General features: G+C 72.7%; 20 protein-coding genes and 1 tRNA gene. 10 read left to right on the top strand and 11 right to left on the bottom strand.

Annotated features, from left to right (window positions below; translation table 11 throughout):
- Window positions 1-10: 10 nt before the first annotated feature.
- From M1R94_RS07285 to M1R94_RS07265, 5 genes are all read right to left on the bottom strand, one after another.
- Entirely contained in the window at window positions 11-1,234 is a 1,224-nt protein-coding gene (locus M1R94_RS07285) for a HipA domain-containing protein (RefSeq protein ID WP_249381013.1), read from the bottom strand.
- Entirely contained in the window at window positions 1,227-1,472 is a 246-nt protein-coding gene (locus tag M1R94_RS07280; protein WP_249381012.1) for a helix-turn-helix domain-containing protein, read from the bottom strand. Before M1R94_RS07280 ends, M1R94_RS07285 begins: the two co-directional genes overlap by 8 nt.
- Window positions 1,473-1,574: 102 nt before the next feature.
- A complete protein-coding gene (locus tag M1R94_RS07275) occupies window positions 1,575-2,252 on the bottom strand; it encodes a LuxR C-terminal-related transcriptional regulator (protein ID WP_249381011.1) in 678 nt (225 codons plus the stop codon).
- Between the two features lie 34 nt (window positions 2,253-2,286).
- Window positions 2,287-3,654 carry a sensor histidine kinase gene (locus M1R94_RS07270; RefSeq protein WP_249381010.1) on the bottom strand — a complete coding sequence of 456 codons (1,368 nt, stop codon included), beginning with the start codon at window positions 3,652-3,654 and terminating at the stop codon, window positions 2,287-2,289.
- A 77-nt stretch (window positions 3,655-3,731) separates the two neighbouring features.
- Window positions 3,732-5,207: a plasmid pRiA4b ORF-3 family protein gene (locus M1R94_RS07265; RefSeq protein ID WP_249381009.1), complete on the bottom strand. Its 1,476-nt coding sequence runs from the start codon at window positions 5,205-5,207 to the stop codon at window positions 3,732-3,734.
- Window positions 5,208-5,351: 144 nt separating this feature from the next.
- Here M1R94_RS07265 and M1R94_RS07260 point away from each other — a divergent pair, with 144 nt between their 5' ends.
- Together M1R94_RS07260 and M1R94_RS07255 are read left to right on the top strand one after the other, a co-directional pair.
- A complete protein-coding gene (locus tag M1R94_RS07260; RefSeq protein ID WP_249381008.1) occupies window positions 5,352-5,732 on the top strand; it encodes an STAS domain-containing protein in 381 nt (126 codons plus the stop codon).
- A 31-nt stretch (window positions 5,733-5,763) separates the two neighbouring features.
- Window positions 5,764-6,918, top strand: a complete 1,155-nt coding sequence (locus tag M1R94_RS07255; protein ID WP_249381007.1) for a hypothetical protein — start codon at window positions 5,764-5,766, stop codon at window positions 6,916-6,918.
- Window positions 6,919-6,964: 46 nt separating this feature from the next.
- Here M1R94_RS07255 and M1R94_RS07250 read toward each other — a convergent pair whose 3' ends face one another.
- Window positions 6,965-8,053: an NAD(P)/FAD-dependent oxidoreductase gene (locus M1R94_RS07250; RefSeq protein ID WP_249381006.1), complete on the bottom strand. Its 1,089-nt coding sequence runs from the start codon at window positions 8,051-8,053 to the stop codon at window positions 6,965-6,967.
- A 107-nt stretch (window positions 8,054-8,160) separates the two neighbouring features.
- Between M1R94_RS07250 and M1R94_RS07245 the strand changes: the two genes are divergently transcribed.
- The gene (locus M1R94_RS07245; RefSeq protein ID WP_249381005.1) at window positions 8,161-8,715 is read left to right on the top strand and encodes a hypothetical protein; all 555 of its coding nucleotides are present in this window, start codon (window positions 8,161-8,163) and stop codon (window positions 8,713-8,715) included.
- 40 nt (window positions 8,716-8,755) lie between these two features.
- Here M1R94_RS07245 and M1R94_RS07240 read toward each other — a convergent pair whose 3' ends face one another.
- The 5 genes from M1R94_RS07240 to M1R94_RS07220 all read right to left on the bottom strand — a co-directional run bounded on the left by M1R94_RS07240 (window position 8,756) and on the right by M1R94_RS07220 (window position 12,555).
- The gene (locus M1R94_RS07240; protein ID WP_249381004.1) at window positions 8,756-9,586 is read right to left on the bottom strand and encodes a sulfite exporter TauE/SafE family protein; all 831 of its coding nucleotides are present in this window, start codon (window positions 9,584-9,586) and stop codon (window positions 8,756-8,758) included.
- Window positions 9,583-10,962, bottom strand: a complete 1,380-nt coding sequence (locus tag M1R94_RS07235; protein ID WP_249381003.1) for an MBL fold metallo-hydrolase — start codon at window positions 10,960-10,962, stop codon at window positions 9,583-9,585. Before M1R94_RS07235 ends, M1R94_RS07240 begins: the two co-directional genes overlap by 4 nt.
- Window positions 10,963-11,034: 72 nt before the next feature.
- Window positions 11,035-11,358, bottom strand: a complete 324-nt coding sequence (locus tag M1R94_RS07230; RefSeq protein ID WP_249381002.1) for a rhodanese-like domain-containing protein — start codon at window positions 11,356-11,358, stop codon at window positions 11,035-11,037.
- A 245-nt stretch (window positions 11,359-11,603) separates the two neighbouring features.
- A complete protein-coding gene (locus M1R94_RS07225; protein ID WP_249381001.1) occupies window positions 11,604-12,266 on the bottom strand; it encodes a DUF4389 domain-containing protein in 663 nt (220 codons plus the stop codon).
- A gap of 206 nt (window positions 12,267-12,472) precedes the next feature.
- Window positions 12,473-12,555, bottom strand: a tRNA-Leu gene (locus M1R94_RS07220).
- 282 nt (window positions 12,556-12,837) lie between these two features.
- On the opposite strand from M1R94_RS07220, the gene M1R94_RS07215 reads away from it, so the two are divergent.
- From M1R94_RS07215 to pknB, 7 genes are read left to right on the top strand one after another with little or no spacing between them, the layout of a single operon-like run.
- Window positions 12,838-13,545, top strand: coding sequence for an FhaA domain-containing protein (locus M1R94_RS07215; protein WP_249381000.1), 708 nt, complete (start codon window positions 12,838-12,840; stop codon window positions 13,543-13,545).
- A gap of 9 nt (window positions 13,546-13,554) precedes the next feature.
- Window positions 13,555-14,061 (top strand): FHA domain-containing protein FhaB/FipA, encoded by a 507-nt coding sequence (locus M1R94_RS07210; protein WP_249380999.1) that lies wholly within the window; start codon window positions 13,555-13,557, stop codon window positions 14,059-14,061.
- Between the two features lie 14 nt (window positions 14,062-14,075).
- Complete coding sequence (locus tag M1R94_RS07205) at window positions 14,076-15,338, top strand: Stp1/IreP family PP2C-type Ser/Thr phosphatase (RefSeq protein ID WP_249380998.1); 1,263 nt, start codon at window positions 14,076-14,078, stop codon at window positions 15,336-15,338.
- 49 nt (window positions 15,339-15,387) lie between these two features.
- Window positions 15,388-16,842, top strand: a complete 1,455-nt coding sequence (locus tag M1R94_RS07200; protein ID WP_249380997.1) for an FtsW/RodA/SpoVE family cell cycle protein — start codon at window positions 15,388-15,390, stop codon at window positions 16,840-16,842.
- A complete protein-coding gene (locus M1R94_RS07195) occupies window positions 16,839-18,290 on the top strand; it encodes a peptidoglycan D,D-transpeptidase FtsI family protein (RefSeq protein WP_249380996.1) in 1,452 nt (483 codons plus the stop codon). Before M1R94_RS07200 ends, M1R94_RS07195 begins: the two co-directional genes overlap by 4 nt.
- Window positions 18,287-19,891 (top strand): serine/threonine-protein kinase, encoded by a 1,605-nt coding sequence (locus tag M1R94_RS07190; RefSeq protein ID WP_249380995.1) that lies wholly within the window; start codon window positions 18,287-18,289, stop codon window positions 19,889-19,891. The genes M1R94_RS07195 and M1R94_RS07190 overlap by 4 nt, the downstream gene beginning before the upstream one ends.
- On the top strand, window positions 19,891-21,924 hold the full coding sequence (pknB, locus tag M1R94_RS07185; RefSeq protein ID WP_249380994.1) for a Stk1 family PASTA domain-containing Ser/Thr kinase: 2,034 nt from the start codon (window positions 19,891-19,893) through the stop codon (window positions 21,922-21,924). The genes M1R94_RS07190 and pknB overlap by 1 nt, the downstream gene beginning before the upstream one ends.
- Window positions 21,925-21,956: the final 32 nt, after the last annotated feature.

Below are 21,956 nucleotides of genomic sequence, written 5' to 3'. Positions count from 1 at the left end.
TCGGGCCTGCTCAACCCACAGGTCCGCCTGCCAGGAGGTTCGCGACGAACCCCGCGATCTCGGCGCGTAGCCCGTCGTGCGCCCGGGGATCGGGCTGCTCCGCCTCGACGACCTCCGCGATCCGGCCCAGCGTCGTCGCCACGTGTGCCCGCGCATCACTCACTCCCCAGGCACCCGCCTCGGCCACGATGTCGTCCAGGGTGATCGACGCGTGCCGGTAGACGCCGTTGACCGCGAGCGCCAGGTCACCGTCGGTGGGCTGGTGGCGCAGGGGCACGACGTCGTAGGCCGGGGCGATCCGTGAAGGCGCGTCCTGGGGGTGCAGCAGGGAGATGTTCTTCGCGTGCAGGTCGAGATTGCCGACGGCGACCGTGAGGGCGACGAGGTCCAGGAGGGTGCGCAGGGAGGCGTCGTCGCCGCGGGTCGCGAACACCCGGGCGATGCGCTGCAGGCTGACCTTGCCCCCGATCACCTGGTACTTCTGGTCACCGCGTGCGCCGAGGACCTGGTTGAAGTCCTCCTGGTGGATGCGCCCGCCGTTGCCGGTGCGGTCATAGCGCTCAGCGACGAGGGCGGTGGTGCCGTCGAACTCCCCGATCTCGGTGGTCGTGGTGGCGAGCCCGAGTCGATGGGCGATCCGCGTCCCGTACTCCTCGTCGAAGATCAGCGTGGGGTGGTCGGCGACCGACGGCTTGAGGATGTGGGTGGACGGATACCCGTCGTGGACCTGGTGCCACCGGTCCCCGAGCCGGGCGAGGACGATCTTCTCCTGGACACCGGCGAGCGAGGACTTGCCCGTCACGGGTGCGTTCCCGAGCGGTTGCGCGACGACGCCTCGCAGCAGGTCGGCGACGCCCTGGTCGTCGAGCCGGGTGGTGTGAGGGGTGCGGGGTTCCCCGGGCTGGTCCGGGTCGTGGATCTGGACTGCGCCGGCCACGTCGCGCCCGTAGGCCCGGAGCAGCCCGGGGACGTCGTTCTCGGAGAGGTCGGCAGCCTGGGCGAGGCGTGCCAGGACGCGGCCCTCAGGCAGGAGCTCGGCGAACCAGCTGCGACGACGATCAGCGCGGCTGCGGCTCGGGACGAGCTCGAGGGGGATGGACTCCGAGAGCATCGTGGAGCCCAGACCGTAGCGATGCACGCCCTCGGGTGCCGACCGGAAGTCGACGGTCCGCCGGTCTCGTCCCACGAGGTGGCCCATGAGCGTGCCGTACAGCTCGACGCGGAGGTCACCCATGATCGTCCTCGGGCACGTCGATCTCGGCGTACAGCCGGACCCCGGTGGCCCGCAGCATCCTGAAGAGCCGGTCGGTGAGGATGCCGGGCTTGCCGCTTTCCATCTCCCAGACCCACTTCTGCCCGATGCCCAGCTCCTGAGCGAGGTCGCGTTGGCTCATGCCCCGCACAAGACGGCCCTGCTGGAGCATCCGCCCCAGAGCCTCAGGGGTCGGGACGTCTCCGCGGACGGACGGCATGTGACCTCCAGGTGACGTCAGAATCGGAGTCATTCTACGTGACGTCGATTCTGACGTCAACCACCGTGACATCGATTCTGACGTCGCGCGCCGCGTCAAGCATCACCCGGTGGCGCCCTGGAGCCAGGTCAGCACCGCGAGCACCCGTCGGTGGTCCGCGGACGAGGACGGCAGGTCGAGCTTCATGAACAGGTTGCTGATGTGCTTCTCGACCGCCCCCTCGGTCACCACCATCCGCTGCGCGATCGCGGTGTTCGACCGGCCCTCCGCCATGAGCCCGAGGACCTCCCGCTCGCGCGGGGTGAGCACCGCCAGCGGGTCGGCGACCTGCCGGGCCACCAGCAGCTGCGCGACGACGTCGGGGTCGAGCACCGAGCCACCGGCGGCGACCCGCTCGACCGCGTCGGACAGGGCGTCCAGGTCCTGGACCCTGTCCTTGAGCAGGTACCCGACCCCGCCCGGACGGCTCGTGCCCGTCCCGTGCGCAGGTGTGGCGAGCAGGTCGCGCGCGTAGGACTCCTCGACGTACTGGGACAGCACCAGCACCCCGGTCCCGGGGACCTCGCGGCGGATCGACACCGCGGCCCGCAGCCCGTCGTCGGTGAAGGTCGGTGGCATCCGCACGTCGACCACCGCGAGGTCGGGGCGGTGGGCCAGGACGGCCGGCAGCACCTCGTCGGCGTGACCGACGGCGGCGACCACCGTGTGACCGGCCTCCTGCAGCAGCCGGATCAGGCCCTCACGCAGGAGCACCGAGTCCTCGGCCAGCACGATGCGCATGGCGCCAGTCTGGAGCACGTCGGGCGTCGGCCGGTCAGGACCACGGCAGCAGGGCGACGACCCGGGTCGGTCCGCCCTGCGGGCTGTGCACCGAGAACCGTCCACCGAGTCCCTCGACGCGGTCGGCCAGCCCGGACAGCCCGTGCCCCTTGCTCAGCATCGCTCCGCCGCAGCCGTCGTCCTCGACCACGACCTGGACCCGGTCGGTGCCCTCGTCACCCGGGCCGGCGGCCTGGGGAGCTCCCACCACGCTCACGGTCACCGCGGCGCTGGTCGCCCCGGCGTGCTTGGCGATGTTGGTGAGCGCCTCGGTGGCCACGTAGTACGCCGCGCTCTCGGTCGCCGGGGCCGGCCGCGTCCCTGGCGGCAGGTCCACCTGGACCGTGGTCGGCACCGCCGAGCGCGCGACCACGGCGGTCAGGGCCGCCGCAAGACCCCGGTCGGTCAGGATCGGCGGGGCGATGCCCCGCGAGAGGCTGCGCAGCTCGGCGAGGGCCTCGGAGGCTTGGGCACGGGCCTCGGCGATCATCGTCCGGGCCTGCTCCGGGTCGTCGGTCAGCCGTCGCTCGGCCGCCGACAGGTCCATCCCGAGCCGGACCAGGCGCTGCTGCGGGCCGTCGTGGATGTCGCGCTCGAGCCGTCGTAGCGAGTGCGACTCCGCTGCGGCCGCGACGGTGCGCCGGGTCGTCAGGTCGTCGACCTGGGCCGCGAGCGCTGCTCTCGACGAGCCGGTCAGGAGCAGCCGGGCCCAGCCGACGTGCGCCTGAGCGCAGACCCGGGTCACCGGGACGAGGGTGAGCGCGAAGAGCAGCCCGAGCAGCAGGTTGAGCTGGGCCTCGGTGATCGGCAGGTCGAGCAGCTCGACGAGGGTGGTGTTGGACTCGGGGTTGCCCAGCCACCGCTCCCAGAACCAGTACGTCAGCCCGCCCAGCGCGCCGGCCCACCAGGTCACCACCACGCTGAAGGTCGCCACCGAGAGCACCAGGGCCCCGATCCCGTGCAGCACCGCAGCCCAACGGCGAGGGTCGGTGAGCTGGTTGAGCATCCGGCGAAGGCCCGATCCTCGCCGTGGCGCGTAGTGCACCGGTCCGAGCGGTGTCCCGCGGGCGGCGAGCCGGAGGCGTTCGAGCCTCCCGAACCCGACGGCGAGGGCGAGCGTCCCGGCAGCGACCGGGATGCCGACCACCGTGACGAGCAAGCCTGCTGCCAGCGCGAGGCCGGTCACCAGCACCGAGAAGGACAGGACGGCGATCGGCAGCCCACCGATCACGTAGGCCGTGTCGCGACCGAGGCGCACGAGCAGGCCCCGGGCGGCATCGTCGGCCTCCGGGCCGCCCAGGGGCGTGGGGGTCGGTTCCGCGGAGGCCGGGGTTCCCTCGCTGGTGTACGTCGTGGAGTCCATGTGTCCGATCCTGGCGGCGGGGTGACCCACGGACGATCATGCCTGCCGGTGGACCGATGGTGGGGCTGGCCCCACCCCTACTCGCGGCGCTGCAGCACCGCCCGGGCGATCAGCGCGGCCGCACCGGGCTCCCTCGCACCCCGCCGGCCCGTGCGTGCGACCACGCCCATGCGGACCAGGACGTCGTGCGTCGACTCGGCGTACCCGCGCAGGTCGCGAGGCTCGAGCGGGCGCCCGTCCCGTCGAACCCACCCGAGCCCGGTCATGAGCTCGCGCGCGACGCCCGCCGCACCGTCGCCGACGGCGAGGCTCAGGATCAGCACCAGTGCCGCGTCCCGCGCGAACCCGTCCCGCTCGAGCGGGAGCCGGGCAGTGATGTGCCGCCACATCGCGACCGGGTCGTCCACGAGAGCGAGCCCCGCACGGGTCGCGACCAGGCGCCCTCTGGCGATGCGGAGCAGGCCGAGCCGCTGCGCCGACTGCCGTGCCAGGAGCACCGGCAGGGTGTGGCACTCACGGTTGAGGGTCCCGACCCACTCGTCGGCGAGACCCAGCGCCGCGACGGCTGCCTCGACGTCGGACGGTGGCAGGTAGCCGGCTGCGGTGAGCCGGACGCCGCCGGACCCCACATGCTGCACGAACCATCGGAAGGGTGCGACCTGCCGGGCGACGGCGTCGGTGTCCAGGAGCAGCGGGGCGTCCAGGTCCGCTGCGGCGGCGACCTCGAGCAGCAGGTTCCGCGCGGGCACCCGGCAACGGGTCGCGAGGTCGGCGAGCAGCGGGGGGAGCGCGCTGACCTCGGCGCGGGGCCCGGGCATGACGACCTCGGCCGGGTCGAAGTGGTCGGCGGCGGCGAGCAGCGCGGACCCGCTCAGCCCCGTCCAGCCCAGGCGCTCCCGCTCGTCCTCGGTCAGCGCCTCGTCGGTGGCGTGCCGCCGCGCGAGGTCGAGCAGCTCCTCGTACCCCAGGGTGCCGCCGCAGTCCTCGGGCGGGCACCCGCCTGCTCCGTCGGTGCACCGGGCCTCGGAGGTGTCGTCCCAGGGCTCGACAGTCTCGAGCCGCAGGGTGTGATCCCAGCCGTCGCCGAAGTCGTAGGTGTAGAGGACCTCGTCACCGGGGTCCTGGAGCACCTCGTCGAGCCGGACCTCGACCTCAGGCACACCGTGCTCGCCCTCCTCGATGTCGAGCGCGGTGACGAACCGTTGCAGCGAGAGATCCTGGCGCGACCCGCCGACGGCGAACTCGTGCAGGTGACTGTCGGTCCACCCCATCGCCGCCTGGAGCACGTCGTGCAGGCGGTCGAGCGTGAGGTCGCTGCGCACCTCGATCTGCCGCCAGATCGGCCGGTGGGGGTCGTCCAGGTCCACCCGCACGCGGTAGGTCGCGACGTCGTGCCGGGGTGGGCGTCGGCGGTCGGGGGCCTCTGCGCGATCGCCCCCGAACGCGGCGGCTGCCAGCGCGCGCAGCGTGTCGAGGTCACCACCCGCGGTCATGGTCTCGAAGGCCGCGCGGATGTCGGCGTCGGACGGTGGCTGCGGTCCCTGGTTCGGCACCCTGCCATCCCATCAAGAGGATGCGTCGTGGTCGAGCCCCCTTGGCCGATCGGCCCGTCGGCGACCCTTCCCGCCACCCTGGCATCCCTCCACCTCCACCTCTACGCTCGTCGCACTGCACCCGTGCGAGCGAAGGGGCCCGCGATGGAGCCGCTCCCGTCCGACGCCGGCATGAGCGCGCCGGTGCCCGCGCCCCCACCACCGGCCGAGGACGACACGCCGCCGCCGGGAGGCGCGATCACCCTGACCCCCGCCGACCGCAGCACGACGGTGCATCTCACCGGTGAGATCGACGCCGCCGTCGTGGCCGACGAGTCGGGCGCCCTGGAGGCCGCCGCACGGCGAGGCCTGCCGGTGGACGTCGACTGCTCCGGGGTGAGGTTCATCGACTCGAGCGGGCTCGGCGCACTGCTGTGGTTGGCGAACGTCGCACCCGAGCCGCCACGCCTCCTGGCGGTCCCGCGGTCGATGCGCGAGCTGCTCGCCCTGACGGGGATGGAGAGTGCCTTCACCTTCGGCCCTTGACCGTCCCTCCGAGCCTGCCGATGCACCTGTCATGACTCTTCCTCCGGCCGGCGCCGCGCGTCCCTCCCGGCGGCGTGCCGCGGTGATCGCCGGGGTGATCCTCCTGGTCGTCCTGGCGGGCGCCGCGTGGTGGAGCACCGGTCCCTTCGCCGGACCGGATGTCGAGGCCGTCGAACCCCCTCCGCCGGTCGTCGAGCCCGCGGCACCTGAACCGTCGCCGATCCCCGAGCCGGACCCTCCCTCGGACGCGGTGGTGGCCCTGGCCGACGAGGCGTTCCTGTCCGAGGACGGCCGGGCGCTGCTCTACGGGACGAACCCGGAGATCCTCGGTGCGCAGGAGTTCGCCGGGCGCTGCGAGCGCCACACGACCCCGCGCATGCTGCCGACCGCCGCCGTGGGCTGCTTCAACGCCGGGACCAACACCATGGTCGTGTACGCCCCGGCCGACCCGCGGTTACGCGGGTTCGTGGTCGAGACCGTCGCCCACGAGACCCTGCACGCGGCGTGGGAGGAGCTCGACGCCCCGGAGCAGGAGGAGATGACCGTCCTGCTGGAGGCCGAGATCGCCGCACAACCCGCGGACAGCCGCATCCACGAGCAGATCGCCGGGTCGATCGGCGACAGCCCCGAGAGCCGGTCCACGGAGCTGTTCGCGTACATCGGCACCCAGGTGTGGCGTGAGGGTGGGCTGGCCCCGCGGCTCGAGTCCGTCTACGCGAGGTCCGTGGCTGATCGTGCCGCGCTGGTCGGTGTGCACACGGGGTGGCGTGCCCTGCTCGAGGGGATCACCACCGACATCGCGGCCACGCAGGAGGCGTTCGCCGAGCAGCAGCGCATCGTCGCGCAGCAGCGGGCGCAGCATCAGGGCGACACCGCCTCGGTCGAGAACTACCGGCAGACCTACCAGCAGAAGGCCGCCGAGGTCGCCGCGATGCCCGACGAGGAGCGGGAACGGCTCCAACTCGGCTGGACGTGGTGGGACGGCACCGAGCTGCCGATGGCACCCGCGGACCAGACCCTCGCGACGGCCGCCGACCTGCTCGCCCGCGACGACGCCGCCCTGGCCGCCCGGCACGCGAACCTCACCGCGGAGGAGGCGGCCGTCGCGGCCGAACGCACCCGCATCGAGGCGCTCATCGCCGACTACAACGCGCTCAACAGCCAGCTGGACCCGTCGGGCGCGTGATCACCGGCCCGTCCTGCGCGGCCCGTCCTGCGCACGCCCGTCCCGCTCACCCCTCGCGTCCCAGGCGTGCGGCGTGGTCCCACCCCGCGGGGACCTGCCCGGTGACCGCCGTCGCGGCGAGCGCCTCGCCGAGCACGGGTGCCTGCTTGAACAGGTTGTGCCCCGACACGGCCGTCACACCGTCGGCGGACCAGATGCCGACGCCGTCCTCCCCCCAGGGCAGGCGTGTCACCCAGCAGTGCACGTGGTCGACCGGCTCGGGGCGCAGACCAGGCAGGGCCCGGAGGACGTAGGCCACGGTGCGGTCCGCGAGGTCCGCGATCGCGCCCGGGTCGACGACACCGCCGTCGGCGTGCGCGGGGGTCGAGTCGCTGAGCCCGACGGCGTAGCAGCGCGGGTCGGGGTACGGAGAGGCGTACACGCCGGTCTCCCCGAACGCGCCGCTGCCGTCCTGGAAGGTCGGCAGGGGGCCGCGCGGGTCGGCCACCTCGAACCCCAGGCGGACGTGGGCCCTGAGCTGGACGGGCACGTCCAGGCCCGCGGCCCGCACCAGCCCGGCCGTGCCGCGCCCGGCGCACAGCACCACGTGGTCGTAGACCCGCGAGCCCGTGCCGGTGCGCACCTCCACCGCGCCGTCGTCGCGCCGTCGGACGGACAGCACGTGGTCGGTGGTCAGCGAGCTGGTGAGGCGTTCGCTCAGCGCACCGACGGCAGCGGTCGTCCGGATCGCCCCACCGCGGACGTCCAGCATCGCGGGCCCGTCGTACCCGGCCAGGACGGGCATCCGCTCGCTCAGCTCCGCGGGTTCGAGGAGCCTCACGGGAGCGTCGGGGAACCGTTCGAGGGCCTTGGCCTTCGCCGGCACGCCGTCCCCGATGGCCACCGCACCATCACGCGCCACGAGCTCGACCCCGAGCTCGTCCTCCCACTCGCGCCACAGCTCCCGGCTCCGCACCACCTGCTCGACGAGCCGCGGGTCGGCGTGCGCGTGCCGGAAGATGCGCGACTGCCCCGCCGACTGCCCGCCCCCGGGCGGCCCCTGCTCCAGGACCGTGACCTGGGTGCCATGCCGCCGCAGCGCGAACGCCGTGGCGAGGCCGACGATGCCCGCTCCGACGACGGCGATGTGAGCCATCCGCCCACCCCATCACGGCTGCGCGCGGTGGGCACCCCGGGCGCCCAGGAACTCCTGCCCCGCCCTGGCCGTTCCCGCAGGGAAGGCAACCGACCCGAGGAGGACTGATGGGCTTCACCCCCACCAAGCGGACCGTGGCCGTCGAAGGCGTCCTCCTGGGCAGCTTCAGCCTGCTCTGGTACGCGATGCCCGACGTCGTCCGGTCGCGCGGGCTGCGCGGGGTGCTCAAGTCCGCGATGGTCGTGGGCTACGGCGCCTACGCCGCCGCGACCCGCCCCTCGACCTCCGACGAGGAGCCGCACGACCGTGCCGCCACCCCCGGGGGTTCCGACACCCTCCGGGCCGTCGCCGACCTCACCAGCACCCCGCCGGTGCTGGACGCCGCGGAGCTCGACCTCGCGATCGACAGCGCCGGATCACCTGGCCGCAGCGTCGCCCTCGCCTCCGGGGTCGCGGCCTTCGTCGTCGGATCGGTCGCCGGGACCATCGCGATCGAGCGGGCGATCTACGGGCTCGGCGAACGCCGGCGGGATCGCGGCGTACGCGCCGCCCACACCCGGATCGGGATCGTCGCCGGACTCGGTGGCGTGCTGGTGGGGGCCGTGAGCACCGAGCTCGACCGACGGTCGGCACTCGCGGCCGAGGCGGCACGGACCGGCTGAACGTCCCGGCTCGCCCGCTGACGAGCGACCGCCTCTGCGCTCACACGAGCTGGGAGACGCTGCTCACGGCGGTGTAGAGGGCGACCACCACGAGAAGGACGGTGAACGCGAGGTTGAGACGCGCGGGGCTCACGCGGGAGGTGATGCGAGCTCCGACGAAGCTGCCGGCGACGGCAGCGGCGGTGAAGACGCCGACCAGCGCCCAGTCCAGCACGACGTCCTGGCTCATCCGGAAGACCAGGGCGCTCGCGCTGTTGATCGCGATGACCACCAGGGACGTCCCGACCGCGACGCGCATCGGCAGCCGCAGCACGAGCACCAGCGCCGGGACCGCGGCGAAGCCGCCGCCCACCCCGAAGAACCCGGTGAGCACACCCACGCCGGTCGCGGCGAGGACGAGGAGGCCGACCCCGCCCCGGTCGAACCGGAACGGACGGAGGCTGAGCATCGGTTCGGTCCGCTCCACCGGCTGCTCGCGCCCGGCCGCGAGCGCACGGGCGGCGGACCGCCGGCGATGGGTCATCACCCCTGCCACGACGAACATGAGACCGGCGAACGCCACGAGCAGGACGTCCGGGTCGACCGTCGCCGAGAGCAGGGACCCGAGGTAGGCGCCACCGACCCCGAGGACGCCGAACACGACCCCCTGCCCTAGCCGTACCCGGCCGGCCCGCAGGTGCGGCACCATCCCGATCAGCGTGGTGACACCCACGATGACGAGCGACGCCGTCGTGGCGACCCGGGGGTTCTGCCCCAGCAGGTAGACCAGCGTGGGGACGGTGAGGATCGACCCGCCACCGCCGAGGGCGCCGACGGTGATGCCGATCACGATCCCCAGCGGGACGGCCAGGGCGATCTCCGCCGGGTTCACGCGGAGGCGGGTTCCTGGTCCGTCACGACAGGAAGGCCCGCCCGCGCGGCGGAGTCGGCGAAGCTGTCGTCGACCGCGACCACACGGCGACCGGTCGCAGCCACCAGCGAAGCGACGATGGACGCCCGGTAGCCGCTCGCGCAGTGGACCCACACCTCGCTCTCGGGGACCTCGTCCATGCGCGTGACGATCTCGTGGATCGGGATGTGCACGGCGCCCTCGAGGTGGCTCTCGCGCCACTCGCTCACCCGCCGGACGTCCAGGACCGTCACGGCCCGATGGTGGCGCACCTGTGCGAGGTCGGCGAAGGTCGCCGTGGTCTGCGTCCCGAGCGGCTGGTCGGTCCACTCCTGCGGGCCTCCCGTCGCGGCAGCGGCCGGCCGGTCGATGCCGATGCGGGCCAGGTCGCGCTGGGCCTCGGCCACCTGCTCGGGGGTCTGGCCCAGCAGGGTCACGGGTGTCCCCCACGGGATGAGCCACCCGAGGTAGGTGACGAACTGGCCGTCGAGGCCGAAGTTGAAGGTGCCGGGTACGTGGCCTGCGGCGAAGGCGGTGCGGTTGCGCAGGTCGACGAGCCACTCCCCGTCCTCGAGGCGACGACGGATCTGCTCCTTGTCGGCCCGCTCGGGCTCGGAGAGGTCGGCGGCGTCGGGTCCCCCCGAGTTCGCCGGGCCCATGTGCACGTAGTACGCCGGATAGGCGTCGAGGCCCGCGAGCGTGTCCGCGACGAAGTCCTCCTCGTCCTGGCTCATCACCGGGTTGGTGGCGCGCTCACGGCCGATGGTCGAGGCGGTGGTGCCCTCGCCGGTGGACGTCGCGGCACAGAAGCTGCCGAACCCGTGCGTCGGCATGACCCTCGTCTCGTCGCTCAGCTCGGTGGCGAGCCGGCGCGCCGAGCTGTACTGGTGGCGAGCCAGCTCGTGCGTGTGGACCGCCCCGAGCAGGTCCGGGCGACCGGTCGACCCGAAGAGCAGGGAGCCGCCCGAGAAGACCACCGGCTCCTCACCCTCGAGCACGTAGGACAGGTGCGTGAACGTGTGGCCCGGGGTGTGCATCGCCCGCACCCGCATCGTGGGGCTGACGTCGACCACGTCACCGTCGTGGATCCCGCTGCGCGCGAAGGAGACGTCGTCGTCGGCGTTGACGTGGTACCCGGCCCCGGTCTGCTGCGCGAGCGCGAAGCCCCCGGTGACGTAGTCGTTGTGGATGTGGGTCTCGAAGACGTGGGCGATCCGGACCCCGGCCTGCGCGGCCGCGTCGAGCACGCGGTCGACGTCCCGCTGGGGGTCGACGACGAAGGCCACCTTCCCGTCGTGAGCCAGGTAGCTGCGGTCGCCGAGTGAAGGGGTCTCGATGGAGACGATCGTGATGGTCATCAGTGGTCCTTCCGGAGGGCCGCGGTGCGGGGTCGCGGCAGGATCGGGTGTCGGGGTCTGGTTCGGTTCAGCTCAGGACTGGTCGGCACGGGGGCCGGTGACGACCGGTTGTCCGGCGTCGACCCAGCCACGGGTCCCGCCCCGGACCGAGCGGGCGTTGATCCCCGCCCGTCCGAGGAGCTCGCTCGCGCGCAGGCTGCGGTTTCCGCTCGCGCAGATCACGTACACGGGTTCGACCGAGGGCAGCTCGTGCGCGCTCGCGGGGATCTGGCTGAGCGGGATCAGTCGCGCACCAGGCACGTGGCCCTGCACGTACTCCCCCGGCTCCCGGACGTCGACGACGACGGCGCCGTCGGCACGAGCGGCACGCAGCTGATCGATCGAGACCTCGGTCATGGACCCTCCTTCGACATATACCCCCAGGGGTATCTACCGAGCCTACAACAGCCGGTTCGACAGACGCATTCCCGCGGCTCGAGCAGCGGCCGCGCCGACGGAGACGGAGACTCCTGTGCAGTCCCGCCCGTTGCTCCCGCTGCAGCAGGACCACCTGATCCGGCTGCGGCATGCACGTCGACGCAGCCATGGCCGACGTCGACCGTGCCCAGCGGTGCGGTGGTCGGTTCACCGGGCCGACCCGCCTACGGGCGGAGGCTGAAGGGCGGGTAGCGGTCGGTGACCAGCAGGAACGCGTACGCGTTGACGCGCAGCCCCCAGCGACCCACACCCACGAGGAAGTCGAACAGGCCCCGCGGGTAGCGGCCGGTGACCAGGATGGCGAACCAGGCGATCACGACCGAGACCAGCGCGGCGAGCCAGAGCACGACGAGCACCAGGTAGTGCGGGATCGCCAGGATCCACTTGACGAGCGGCAACCAGCGGTTGAGGTCCCTCTCCACGTCCGGGTAGTCGATGTCCAGGTGGACGGACTGCTCCTCGACGGTCGACGGGTAGTGGTCCGTCAGGAGGGCGACGTACGCGCCGACGCGCGCGCCGAAGCGCGTGAGCTCACGCGCGAAGTCGAACCACCACCGCGGGTAGCGCACACGGAAGACGATCATGAGCGCTGTCGCGACCGCCAGCCCGGTCAGGATGCCGCCGCCGCTGTCCCGGACGCGCTCGCCGGCCTCGGTGTACTGCACCTGGTCTCCCCCGGACGTCAGCAGGCCCAGGACGATCGCGATGGGGATGACCCACAGGAGCCGGAAGAACGTGGTGAGCCGGTCGAGGCGTTCGGGGTAGTCGATCTCGAGACGCGCGGCGTACCGGGCAGACGCGGCGTCGTGCGCGGGCTGGGTCTGCATCGCGTCCCTCCTCAGGCGGCACTCTCGATGCTGCCACTGCGCAGCGCCGCCGTCAGCCCGTTCTGCGTCCGATCGGTCTCATCCCCGGTGCGAGGGGTGGCGTCACCGGCGGGGTACACCCACGGACAAGACAACCCCCGGCCGGACCGAGGTCCGACCGGGGGTTGTCCAAGCTACGGCTCCTTGATCATCCCAAGAAGCCACTGTGCGCGAGGGGGGACTTGAACCCCCACGCCCTTTCGGACACTGGCACCTGAAGCCAGCGCGTCTGCCATTCCGCCACTCGCGCGCGCCGCAGAAGATTAGCACGACGCGGCGGTCACCCTGCGACGCTCAGCGAGGCGAGCGCGAGGGTGGTGGTGGTGCGCCTTCCCCAGCCTCCCACCAGCGCACCCGTCCAGATCCCGACGCACGCGGGTGACCGTGCTGGACCGCCGCGGCGCCCCGTGGCGGATACGATCAGTCCGGACCTCGGGGGGCCGATCCCACCCGCGCGTCGGGACGGGAGGGGATCCACCAGCAACGATGCCGTCAGCGGGCAGTCCCGCCGCGACCGACGGGAGGAGGTGGCATGGGAGTTCTCGACCGGTTCGAGAAGGGCGTCGAGCGCGTCGTGAGCACCGCGTTCGCGAAGGCTTTCCGCAGCGAGGTCAAGCCCGTCGAGCTCGCGAGTGCACTACGACGCGAGGTCGACGACCGGGCCGCCGTCGTCGGCCGCGAGCGCACCGTGGTGCCCAACGAGTTCGTGATCGAGCTGTCCGAGGCCGATCACGCGCAGGTCGAGAGCTGGGGCGCCGAGCCCCTCGCCGACGAGCTCGCCGCCAACGTGACCGAGCACGCGACCCACCAGCGCTACGCGTTCGTCGGCCCGGTGACGGTGCAGTTCGAGGAGACCTCCGAGCTCGAGACCGGCCGGTTCCTGGTGCGCAGCGCGACCGTCCGTGGCGCGGTGGCCCCGGCCACGTCGACCGCCGCGAGCCCCCGCCACCCCCTGGTCGACATCGACGGGCAGCGGTACCTGCTGACCGGGCCGGTCACGGTGATCGGTCGGGGCAGCGAGGCGGACATCATCGTCGACGACCCGGGCATCTCGCGTCGCCACCTCGAGATCCGGGTGACCCCCGACGGTGTGATCGCCAGCGACCTGGGCTCGACCAACGGGACCTTCGTCGAGGGGCACCAGGTCCCGGCCGCGACCCTCCTGGACGGCAACACGATCACCATCGGCCGAACCCGGATCCTGTTCTGGACCGGCGTCGACGACGACGAGGACCGGTGACCGCAGGGCATGAGTGAGCTGACGATCACCCTGCTGCGGCTGGGCTACCTGGCGTTGCTGTGGTTCTTCGTGCTCGCGGCCGTCGGTGTCCTGCGGCGCGACCTGTACGGCACGAAGATCGTCAACCGTCGGCTGCGGCGGGCCGAGAACGTCCCAGCGCGCTCGTCGGCGCCCGCGCGCGCCCCCTCGCCCGCACCCTCGACCCCGATCCCCCGTCGGGACTCCAACCCGCGCCGCCTGGTCGTCACCGCGGGCCCTCTGCGCGGCACGACCCTGCCGCTGACCAGCTCGGCGATCCTCATCGGACGCGCCCCCTCGTGCACCCTGGTGCTCGACGACGACTACTCCTCCTCCCGTCATGCGCGCGTCTTCCCCCAGGACGGGCAGTGGTTCGTGGAGGATCTTGGTTCGACGAACGGCACGTTCCTGGGTCGTCAACGTGTCGAGGAGCCCACCTCGGTCACGGTCGGGTCGCAGATCCGGGTCGGCCAGTCGACCCTCGAGCTCCAGAGGTAGGTGGACCTGAGACCGTGACGATCGCCCTGCGGTACGCCGCCCGCTCCGACGTCGGCCTGGTCCGGTCCAACAACCAGGACTCCGCCTACGCCGGACCCCACCTCCTCGTCGTCGCCGACGGCATGGGGGGGCACGCGGGTGGCGACGTGGCGTCCTCGGTGGCCGTGGCCCATCTCGCCCCGCTCGACGACGAGGCGCACGGGCCCGACGACGCCCTGGACGAGCTCGGCCACGCGCTGACCACGGCGCACGACGAGCTGCTGCACCGGGCCGAGGAGAACCCTGAGCTGGCCGGCCTGGGCACCACCGTGACTGCCCTGCTGCGCTCGGGCAACAAGCTCGCGATGGCGCACATCGGCGACTCCCGCGCGTACCTGCTGCGTGACGGCGAGCTGGCGCAGGTCACCACCGACCACTCCTTCGTCCAGCACCTGGTCAACACGGGGAAGATCACCCAGGAGGAGGCCGAGCACCACCCGCAGCGCTCGGTCCTGCTACGCGTGCTGGGTGACTTCGACATGGAGATCGTCCCGGACATGTCCGTCCGTGAGGCGCGCGACGGCGACCGCTGGTTGCTCTGCTCCGACGGCCTGTCCGGGGTGGTCAGCTTCGACACCCTCGCCGAGACGATGCGGGGTGTCGCCGACATCGACGCCTGCGCCGACCAGCTCGTCCAGCTCGCCCTGCGCGGCGGGGCCCCCGACAACGTCACGGTCGTGCTGGGTGACGTCGTCGAGGTCGACTCCCTGCGCGACGGCGCCGCACCGGGCACCACCTCGCACGTGGTGGGCGCCGCGGCCCTGGACCGGCACCGACCGACCCTCGGGGGGGACGGTCCTGCGGGCCGCGCCGCCGGGCTGTCGGCGGCCGCCCGCGAGCGTGAGGCCGACGAGGCCGCCGCTGCCGGGACTCCGCCGCCCGGACCGCTCGAGGAGGACGATCCCGCGCCGTCGCGCACAGGTCGCCGGATCCTGACCGCGCTGATCCTGGTGCTCCTCGTGGCCGGTGTGGGCGCAGGCGGGTGGTTCGGGTACCGCTGGACCCAGGACCAGTACTACGTGGGGGTCCAGGACGAGCAGGTCGCGATCTTCCGCGGCATCCCCCAGTCGATCGGCAGCTTCGACCTGTCCACGGTGGTCGAGACCAGCACGACCACCGTCGGTGACCTCCCGGCGTACGTGCGCGACCGGCTCACCCAGTCCATCCAGACCGGTGACCTGTCCGAGGCGCGTGCCCTCGTCCGCTCGCTCGAGTCCGAGGCGGCGGGATCGTCGTGAGGTTCTGCACCGCACCGGTGGTCGCCCGCGCCCGGCGGGGGGTGCGGCGATGGCGACGGTGACCCCGCACCGGGTCCGTCCCGGACGTGGGCTCGAGCTCGGCATGCTCACCATCTCGCTGGCGCTTGCCGTCGGCGCCTACGCGCTGGTCGGGCTCGCGACCACGGACTCCGTGCCCGTGGACATCCTCGGGTACGGCCTGGGCCTGGGCGGGCTGAGCCTGGGCATCCACCTGGTGCTGCGCTGGCGCGCGCCGTACGCCGACCCGGTGCTGCTGCCCGTCGTGGTGCTCCTCAACGGCATCGGCCTGGCGATGATCTACCGGCTCGACTTCGCCTACGAGGTGCGCAGCGGGACCGAGAGCACCTTCGCCGCACGCCAGCTCGGCTGGACGGCCCTGGGGGTGATCCTCGCCGCGGCGGTGATCATCGTGCTGCGCGACCACCGCACCCTGCGCCGCTACACGTACACCTCGATGGTCGTCGGCCTGGGCCTGGTGATGCTGCCGCTGACCCCCGGGCTCGGCGTCGAGATCAACGGTGCCCGGATCTGGATCCGGTTGCTGGGTCAGTCCTTCCAGCCCGCCGAGCTCGGCAAGATCGCCCTGGCCATCTTCTTCGCGGGGTACCTGGTGACCAACCGCGAGACCCTCGCGCTGGCCGGCCCCAAGGTGCTGGGCCTGCAGCTGCCGCGCCCCCGCGACCTGGGTCCCATCCTGCTGGCCTGGATCGTCTCTCTCGCGGTGCTCGTCTTCGCGCGCGACCTGGGCACCTCGCTGCTCTTCTTCGGCCTGTTCGTCGCGATGCTCTACCTCGCCACCGAGCGGCACAGCTGGGTGGTCCTGGGCGGGGCCCTGTTCCTGGGTGGCGCAGCCCTGGCCGCTCGGACCTTCAGCCACGTGGGTGCGCGCTTCGACGCGTGGCTCAACGCCTTCGACAACGACGTGTTCAACGCCTCGCCCGGTGGTTCCGGGCAGCTGGTCCGCGGCCTGTTCGGCATGGCCAGCGGTGGGTTGTTCGGCACAGGTTGGGGACAGGGCCGCCCCGACCTGGTCCCCTACGCCGAGTCCGACTTCATCGTCGCGTCCCTGGGCGAGGAGCTCGGCCTGACCGGGCTGCTCGCCATCCTGGTCTGCTACCTGGTGCTCGCCCAGCGTGGCCTGCGCACCGCGATCGGCGTGCGGGACGGCTTCGGCAAGCTCTTCGCCGGGGGCATGGCCTTCACCATCGCCTTCCAGTGCTTCGTGGTGGTCGGCGGGGTCACCCGGGTGATCCCGCTGACCGGTCTGACCATGCCCTTCATGGCCTACGGCGGGTCGTCGCTGCTGGCCAACTGGATCATCGTGGCGCTGCTGCTGCGGATCAGCGACAACGCCCGGCGCCCGGCACCCCCCGGCGGTCTCCCGGCCGTGGCCGGTCCCGCCGTGCCCGGGGACGACGCCGGTCCGGCAGCCGGGCCGGGCGGTTCGGACCATGACACCGAGGTCCTGGAGGTGCGGCGATGAACACCCCGCTGCGCCGCCTCGCGAGCGTGGTCGTGCTGATGTTCCTGGCCCTCATGGTGGGCGCCACGTGGGTGCAGTTCGTCCAGGCCCCCGACCTCAACAGCGACGGCCGCAACGTGCGCACCCTGTACCGCGAGTTCGGCAACGCGCGCGGTCCGATCGTGGTCGCCGGGGAGTCGATCGCGCAGTCCGTGCCGGTCGACGACGCGTTCGGCTACCAGCGGGTGTACACCCAGCCCGAGCTGTACGCCCCGGTCACCGGCTACTACTCGGTGGTGTACCGCCGCTCGGGCATCGAGGAGGCGATGACCACCGAGCTCAACGGCTCGGCCGACTCGCTGTTCTACTCGCGGCTCCAGGACCTCATCACCGGCCGCCAGCCCCAGGGCGCCGCGGTCGAGCTGACCATCGACCCGGCGGCGCAGCAGGCGGCCTGGGACGCGCTGGGCGACCAGCGGGGTGCGGTGGTCGCCCTGGACCCCACGACGGGCGCGATCCTGGCGATGGTCTCCAAGCCGACCTTCGACCCGAACCTGCTCGCCGGCCACGTCACGGCCGACGTGACCGCGAACTGGGCGGCGCTCAACGCGGCCGAGGGCGACGTCATGGCCAACCGGGCGATCGCCGGGAACACCTACCCGCCGGGGTCGACCTTCAAGCTGGTCACCGCGGCGGCCGCCCTCGAGAACGGGCTCGACCCGGCCGCGCAGATCCCCGCCCCGAACGAGCTGCCGCTGCCGCTGAGCTCCTCGGTGCTGCGCAACTTCGGCGGTTCGTCGTGCAGCCCGAGCGGCGAGCAGACCCTCGCCGACGCGCTACGGATCTCGTGCAACACGGCCTTCGGGCAGCTCGGCATCGACCTCGGCGCGGACGTGCTGCGGGACCAGGCCGAGGCGTTCGGCTTCGGAACACCGCTCCAGGTGCCGATGAACGTGACCATGAGCTACTTCCCCGACGAGCCGGACGCCGCGCAGACGGCGCTCTCGGCGATCGGGCAGTACGAGGTGCGGGTCACGCCGCTGCAGATGGCGATGGTCTCGGCGGCCGTAGCCAACGGCGGCGTGCAGATGAAGCCCTACCTGGTCCAGACGGTGCGCAGCGCGGACCTGTCCGTGGTGACCCAGACCAGCCCCGAGGAGCTCGGCCGCCCGCTGTCCTCGGTCAACGCCACGGTGCTGCGGGACATGATGGTCCAGGTCGTGGCCGACGGGACCGGTCGCTCGGCGCAGATCTCCGGGGTGCAGGTCGCCGGGAAGACGGGGACGGCCCAGACCAGCGCCGACGCCCCGCCGCACGCCTGGTTCACCGCCTTCGCCCCGGCCGACGACCCGCGGGTCGCGGTCGCGGTGATCGTCGAGAACGGCGGTGCGATGGGCAACGAGGCGACCGGTGGCGCCGTCGCCGCGCCGATCGCCCGCGCCGTCATCGAGGCGGTGCTCGCACCGTGAAACCCCTGACCGGGATCGCCCTGGGCGGCCGCTACCGTCTGGTCTCGCGCATCGCCGTCGGCGGGATGGGTGAGGTGTGGGTGGGCCACGACGAGGCGCTCGCCCGCGACGTCGCGGTCAAGGTGCTGCGCGAGGAGTTCGCCGGGGACGCCGGCTTCCTGGAGCGCTTCCGCGCCGAGGCCCGCAACAGTGCGCACCTGTCCCACCCGAACATCGCCCAGCTCTACGACTACGGCGAGCAGGAGGGGTCGGGCTTCCTGGTGATGGAGCTCGTGCTCGGTGAGCCCATGTCGGACCTGCTCGACCGTCAGCCCGTGCTGCCGACCCGCCGCCTGCTGCCGATCCTCGCGCAGACCGCGCGCGCCCTGCACGCCGCCCACGTCGGCGGTGTGGTGCACCGTGACGTCAAGCCCGGCAACATCCTGCTGGCCCGCTCGGGGCGGGTGAAGATCACCGACTTCGGGATCTCGACCGCGACCAACCAGGTCCCGATGACGGCCTCGGGCATGGTCATGGGCACCGCCCAGTACCTGTCCCCCGAGCAGGCCATCGGACGCGCCGCGACCCCGGCGTCGGACATCTACTCCCTGGGGATCGTCGCGTACGAGGCGCTCGTGGGGAACCGCCCGTTCACCGGGCCGACCGCGGTGGACATCGCCGTCGCCCACGTCAACACCCCGGTGCCGCCGTTGCCCGGCGACGTGGACGCCGAGCTCGCCGAGCTGGTCATGCGGATGCTCGCCAAGGAGCCCGAGGAGCGCCCGCGCTCGGCTGCGTCGCTCGCCCGCACCATGGACGCGATGGTCGAGCGCACCCCGCCCGGTGGCCTGCCGCTCGGCGCCGGGCGCCACGCCCGGACGATCGACGTGATGGACACCGTCGAGAGCTACGAGAGCATCGACGACGACGGCTGGTCGCGCGCGACGGGCACGATCCCGAACACCGGCATGGTGCCCGCCGTCGTGCTGCCCTCCCCGCCTCCTGGGCGCGAGGCGCAGCCGTTGCCCGGGGTGCACGAGCCGACCAGGCAGCAGCGGGTGACCACCGCGCCACCGCCGACCACGGTGCCGCCGCACCCGTCCTCGACCGACGGCGCGTCGACCGCCGACCAGGCGGCCGCCGACCAGGCCGACGAGCCACCGCCGCACACCGCCGGCACCGCGGCGCGGCTCGCGGGTCTGTCGGTCCCCGTGCCGGGCCGGCCCGAGGACCAGGCCGCGCCGCTGGCCAGCGACGCGCCGGCCTTCCCGCCCGGGGTCGCCCCCACGCGAGCCCGCGGTGCGAGCCGGAGCACCGCCCGCACCACGGCGAGGTCGCTGCCGCGCGTGCTGCGCACCTCGACCACCACCGGCCGGCGGATGGGTCACCTCACGGCCCCCCTGGTGGCCCTGGTCCTCATGGTGATCTTCGCGCTCCTGGGTGCGGCCTTCGCCGATAGGATCTTCGGGCCGTCCCGTGCCGCCCCCGGCACGCCAGGCTCCGACGGCGGCTACCAGATCGTGATGGTCACCTCCGCCGGACCCGAGCGGACAAGTGGGATGATCGGCGAACGCCCGGACCCGATCCGGAACGAGAACACTCAGACAGCGAGGGACCAGTAGTGGTGGACGACGCACCCCGGATACTCGGTGGCCGGTACGAGGTGGGCGAGCTCATCGGCCGAGGCGGGATGGCAGAGGTCCACATCGGCCATGACACCCGTCTGGGCCGCACGGTCGCGATCAAGATCCTGCGATCCGACCTGGCCCGCGATCCCTCCTTCCAGGCACGGTTCCGCCGGGAGGCCCAGGCCGCGGCCTCGCTCAACCACCCGTCCATCGTGGCCGTGTACGACACCGGCGAGGACGTCTTCACCGAGCATGCCGGAGGCGTCTCCCACGTCCCCTTCATCGTCATGGAGTACGTCGAGGGCCACACCGTCCGCGACATCCTGCGCGACGGCTCGGCGGTGCCGATCGAGGAGGCCGCCGAGATCACCTCCGGGGTGCTCTCGGCCCTGGAGTACTCCCACCACGCGGGGATCGTGCACCGCGACATCAAGCCCGCGAACGTCATGCTCACCCCCACGGGTGCGGTCAAGGTCATGGACTTCGGGATCGCACGCGCCATGGCCGACTCCGCGGCGACCATGACGCAGACCCAGGCCGTGATCGGCACCGCCCAGTACCTGTCCCCCGAGCAGGCCCGCGGGGAGACGGTCGACTCGCGCAGCGACCTGTACTCGACCGGCTGCCTGCTGTTCGAGCTGCTGACCGGTCGTCCGCCCTTCACCGGTGACTCACCGGTGGCCGTTGCCTACCAGCACGTGCGCGAGCAGGCACAGCCGCCCAGCACCTACGCCTCGGACGTCCCCGAGGCCCTCGACCGCATCACGATGAAGGCGCTGACCAAGGATCGCGAGGACCGGTACAGCACGGCCGCTGAGTTCCGGGCCGACCTTGAGTCCGCGGTGCGCGGCGGTCACGTCAACGCACCTGCCCTCGGGGCACTGGGTGCCGCAGCCATGGGCGCCGCCGCCGCGGACCGCACCCAGGTGCTCGGGCAGACGAACCCCGACTCGACGCAGGTCTTCGGGGCGTCGGGCGCGACCGGCGCGACCCAGGTGGTGCCCGCGGCAGCGCCCTGGGCGCAGGTGAGCACCGAGACCCCGGGCGGACCTCCCGCCGAGGAGGACGACGAGCCAAACCGTCGCTGGTTGCTGTGGACGCTCATCGCCGTGGCCGTCATCGCGGTGATCGGCATCGTCTGGCTGCTCCTGCGGGGAAGTGGCGACGAGACCCCGCCCGCGACGGTCGAGTTCCCCGACCTGGTCGGTGTGCAGGAGGACGATGCCCGCGCGCAGGTCGCCGACCTCGACCTGGAGATCGTCTGGCTGCTCGAGGCGAGCGACCTGGACCCCGGCCTCGTCTCGCGCAGCGACCCGGAAGGTGGGCAGGACCTCCCGGTCGGGACCGAGGTCGAGATCTACGTCTCGCAGGGCCCCGAGGCGCTGACGATCCCCGAGCTCACGAACTTCACCCAGGCCGATGCGCGTGCGCGTCTGGAGCAGCTGGGCTTCACCGGCGACATCCTCACCGAGGTCGTCGACAGCCCTGACGTGCTGGAGGGCGCGGTCACGGGTACCACCCCGGGTGCGGGCGAGGCGGTGGCCCCCGACACCTCGATCACCCTGCTGCTCTCGAGCGGCAACGTCGAGCTGCCCGACCTCACCGGCCAGACCCAGGAGCAGGCGCGTCAGACGCTGCTCGACCTGGGCCTGCTGCCCACCTTCACCCAGGAGGAGAGCGACGCGGCCGTCGGGACCGTCATCCGTCAGAGCCGGAGCCCGGGCCCCGTGCCGCAGCGTTCGGACATCGAGGTCATCGTCGCGATCGAGCGCAGCCCCGAGCAGATCCCGGTGCCCGACGTGACCGACCTGCGCCGCGCGCAGGCCGAGGAGCGGATGGGTGGGGCCTCGCTCAACACGACCGTGCGTGAGCAGGCGTCCGACTCGGTCGAGGCCGGTCGGGTCATCACGACCGAGCCAGGTCCCAACGCGCTGGTCAACGAGGGGTCGTCCGTGGTCCTGGTGATCTCCACCGGACCCGCCACCCCGCCGAACGACGGGGGCGGGGACGACAACGAGGACGACTGAGCGGTCCTCGCGGCCCGACTGACGTGAGAAGC

This window comes from Actinotalea alkalitolerans (genome assembly GCF_023369855.1).
GTDB lineage: Bacteria > Actinomycetota > Actinomycetes > Actinomycetales > Cellulomonadaceae > Actinotalea.
Note: the sequence above shows the minus strand (reverse complement) of the source record. Positions and strands in the feature narration are given on the sequence as shown.